The organism is Methyloceanibacter sp. (genome assembly GCF_050728395.1).
Classification (GTDB): domain Bacteria; phylum Pseudomonadota; class Alphaproteobacteria; order Rhizobiales; family Methyloligellaceae; genus Methyloceanibacter.
Map to the genome: position 1 here is coordinate 1 of NZ_JBOHJB010000177.1, position 2,678 is coordinate 2,678.

Below are 2,678 nucleotides of genomic sequence, written 5' to 3' on the forward strand. Positions count from 1 at the left end.
CTGCTTGGCAGTGTGCATGACCCTTTCAGGCTAAAGCATTTTCATTGTTGGCGGAATCGCATGGGGATTCCAGCGGGGCGACATTTATGATTCCCTTTCGTCGTTGATTCGACGGGAGTTCGTGATGGGGAAGCCTTATTCTTTGGACCTGCGTGAGCGTGTCATGGCGACGGTGGATGCCGGGACAGGCGCTTATTCTGTGGCCTCAATGTTTCAGGTCAGCGTGTCCTATATCTACAAAGCCTTGCGGCGGCGGGAGATGAGTGGAGAGACGAGCGCCCGTCCCTGGGCAGGCAGTCCTAAACCGAAGCTCGCCGCACATGACGAAGTCCTTCGCGCCCGTGTCATGAGCGAGCCCGATGCGACGCTTGCCGAGCTGCAAGCCTGGCTCATGGCCGAGCACGCCATGAAGGCCAGCATCGGGTGTCTTTGGAAAAGGCTGCGGCATCTCGGGTTCACGCTAAAAAAAAGTCATTGCGCGCTGCCGAACAAGACCGTGCCGATATCGCCCCCTTCGGCAAGCTCAGGAGCGCGCGAGGAGTGGCGTGCGAGCCAACCCGATTTGAACCAGGAACAGCTTGTCTTCATTGATGAAACCGGAGCCATCCTTCGACAAGCTCAGGACAAATATGGTGCGGCTCTATGGCCGGGCGCCTCGTGGTCAACGCCTTTTCGCGCCTGTGCCCTACGGCCATTGGATGACGACAACATTCGTTGCCGCCTTGCGTCACGATGAGATCACTGCGCCTTGCGTATTTGATGGGCCGATGAATGGCGCGAGCTTCTTGACCTATGTCGAGCAATTTCTCGTCCCAACCTTGGGCAACGGCGATGTCGTGGTCATGGACAATCTCGCCAGTCACAAAGTCGCTGGCGTTAGGCAAGCGATTGAGCGCGCCGGCGCCACGCTTCGCTACCTGCCAGCCTATAGCCCCGACTTCAATCCAATCGAACAAGCTTTCGCAAAGCTCAAAGCAGCACTCCGCAAGGCCGCCGCACGAACCCTTGAGGCCCTCATCGAAGCCATCGCTAACGCTCTCGACACCTTCACCTCCGAAGAATGCGAAAATTACATCGCAAATTCAGGCTATCGCCGCCAATCCTGAAAATGCTCTAGGAATCGGACGGGCTCAAGGTGATTGACCTTGGCGCTGGGCACTCATCGAGCGGCGAGACACTCTGCGGGCGCGTCATCGCGGCCCGTAAGTCTGAAGCGCTGCTGAATGAGTCTGTCGGCGCCGGTTACATCGAACTCAACTGGCCACCGGCGCTCAAGGACTCTGGCGCATGGCCGCTGGCTAGCCTGCGGCAGAGTTTCCGCAACGGATCGCTGACGCGCCTTGTCGCCGGCCCGCGCTCGCTCCAGACGCGCTCGAGCGTCGTTTTAATGTAGATTCGAATATTTTCTCCATAGTCTTGTCTTCCAATCTGTGCTTGACGTCGCTCAGCGTCGCAGCCTAGGGCTCGGTGTATTGCTTACCCACCGGTCATGGATGAGCCGGATCGGGATGAGATTCAAGAAGTGTAACTTCTCGCACTCGCGCCGCCTGGTCACGACGAGACCAGCTTCCTTGTCTCACTGCTCAAAGCGGAAGAGCCGGAAGAAGTCCGCCGGATCGACGAAGACTTGCCGCGCCTCGCCGAAGCCGGCCTCGCGGCCGAGCTCGCACCAGACGGCTGCGGTCTCGGGAAAGTCACAGGTGTTGACGTGGTGCCAGACTTGGTCCCATTCCGCCGGCGTTAATACCCTCCACAAGGGCTTGTTCGTCCGCATGAAACGGTCGAGATATGCGGCCCGATCCTCGTCGACCCGGCGCGTCGGTTCGTAGAGTAGGAAGATCCCGCGGGCACCGGTGGCGCCGCGGATCGCCTTCATCAGGCGCAGCTTGTCGTCGGTCGACAGGTGATGGATCGACAGGCTGCACCAGACCGCGTCGGCATGCTCCGGCCTGCGCATCATGGCTTCTACGAAATCGCGGTGGTCGAGTTCTACCTCAAATGGCACCTCGGCGAGATTGGCAGCGGCGAGATCAAGGGCTGTTTGCGACAGGTCGATGCCGTGATAGTGGCGGACTTGGGTGCCGCGCAGTGCAGCCTTCATCGTAGTGGCGTCGCCGCAGGCAATGTCGAGGAAGCAGAAGGGCGACGTGAAAACATCGTTCAGGGTTTCTCGGAGGATACCGCTCACCTCGCGGTGGGCCAGGCAATCGCTTTCGACCAGCTTGCGGTACGTGGCCCACTGCTCCTGGAACTGCGCAAGCGCCGCGGCGTCCACTACTGCCCCGCCGAGCTGGAACTGATGGATATGAACGTTTACCAAGTTCGCTGCCTTACTTCCCCGCGGGAGAATAGGCCGGACTGCGGGGGTGTTCCGGTCATGAGATGATTGGATGCGCCGAGACCGTCTTTTTCGAATCGCGCCAACGTCCACGCAGCCATGTCGCACGTTGCGGGGACTAGGCAGTATCCTTCTTCGTGAGAAACACGCTGCATTGGCGGTCTTGGTTCATGAGATTATCGATGCCGGATGTTAACGTATCCCGATTTGTTGCCGGGTCGTGGCGGGTGCCACGCAAGCGTCAAAATTGATGTCGACATCTAGCTTCTGCAACGTCAGGAGAAAATCGGCCAAGGACGCCCGGTTCCTATCGCCGCCAGCGAGATACGGATCTTCGACG

At 59.3% G+C, this 2,678-nt stretch carries 1 protein-coding gene and 1 pseudogene; one reads left to right on the plus strand and one right to left on the minus strand.

The window, feature by feature from the left end; translation table 11 throughout:
• Window positions 1-124: 124 nt before the first annotated feature.
• A pseudogene (locus ACREC7_RS16280) lies at window positions 125-1,106 on the plus strand (IS630 family transposase).
• A gap of 470 nt (window positions 1,107-1,576) precedes the next feature.
• Here the strand turns inward: ACREC7_RS16280 and ACREC7_RS16285 are convergent.
• Window positions 1,577-2,275, minus strand: coding sequence for a methyltransferase domain-containing protein (locus ACREC7_RS16285; protein WP_431556735.1), 699 nt, complete (start codon window positions 2,273-2,275; stop codon window positions 1,577-1,579).
• Window positions 2,276-2,678 lie beyond the last annotated feature (403 nt).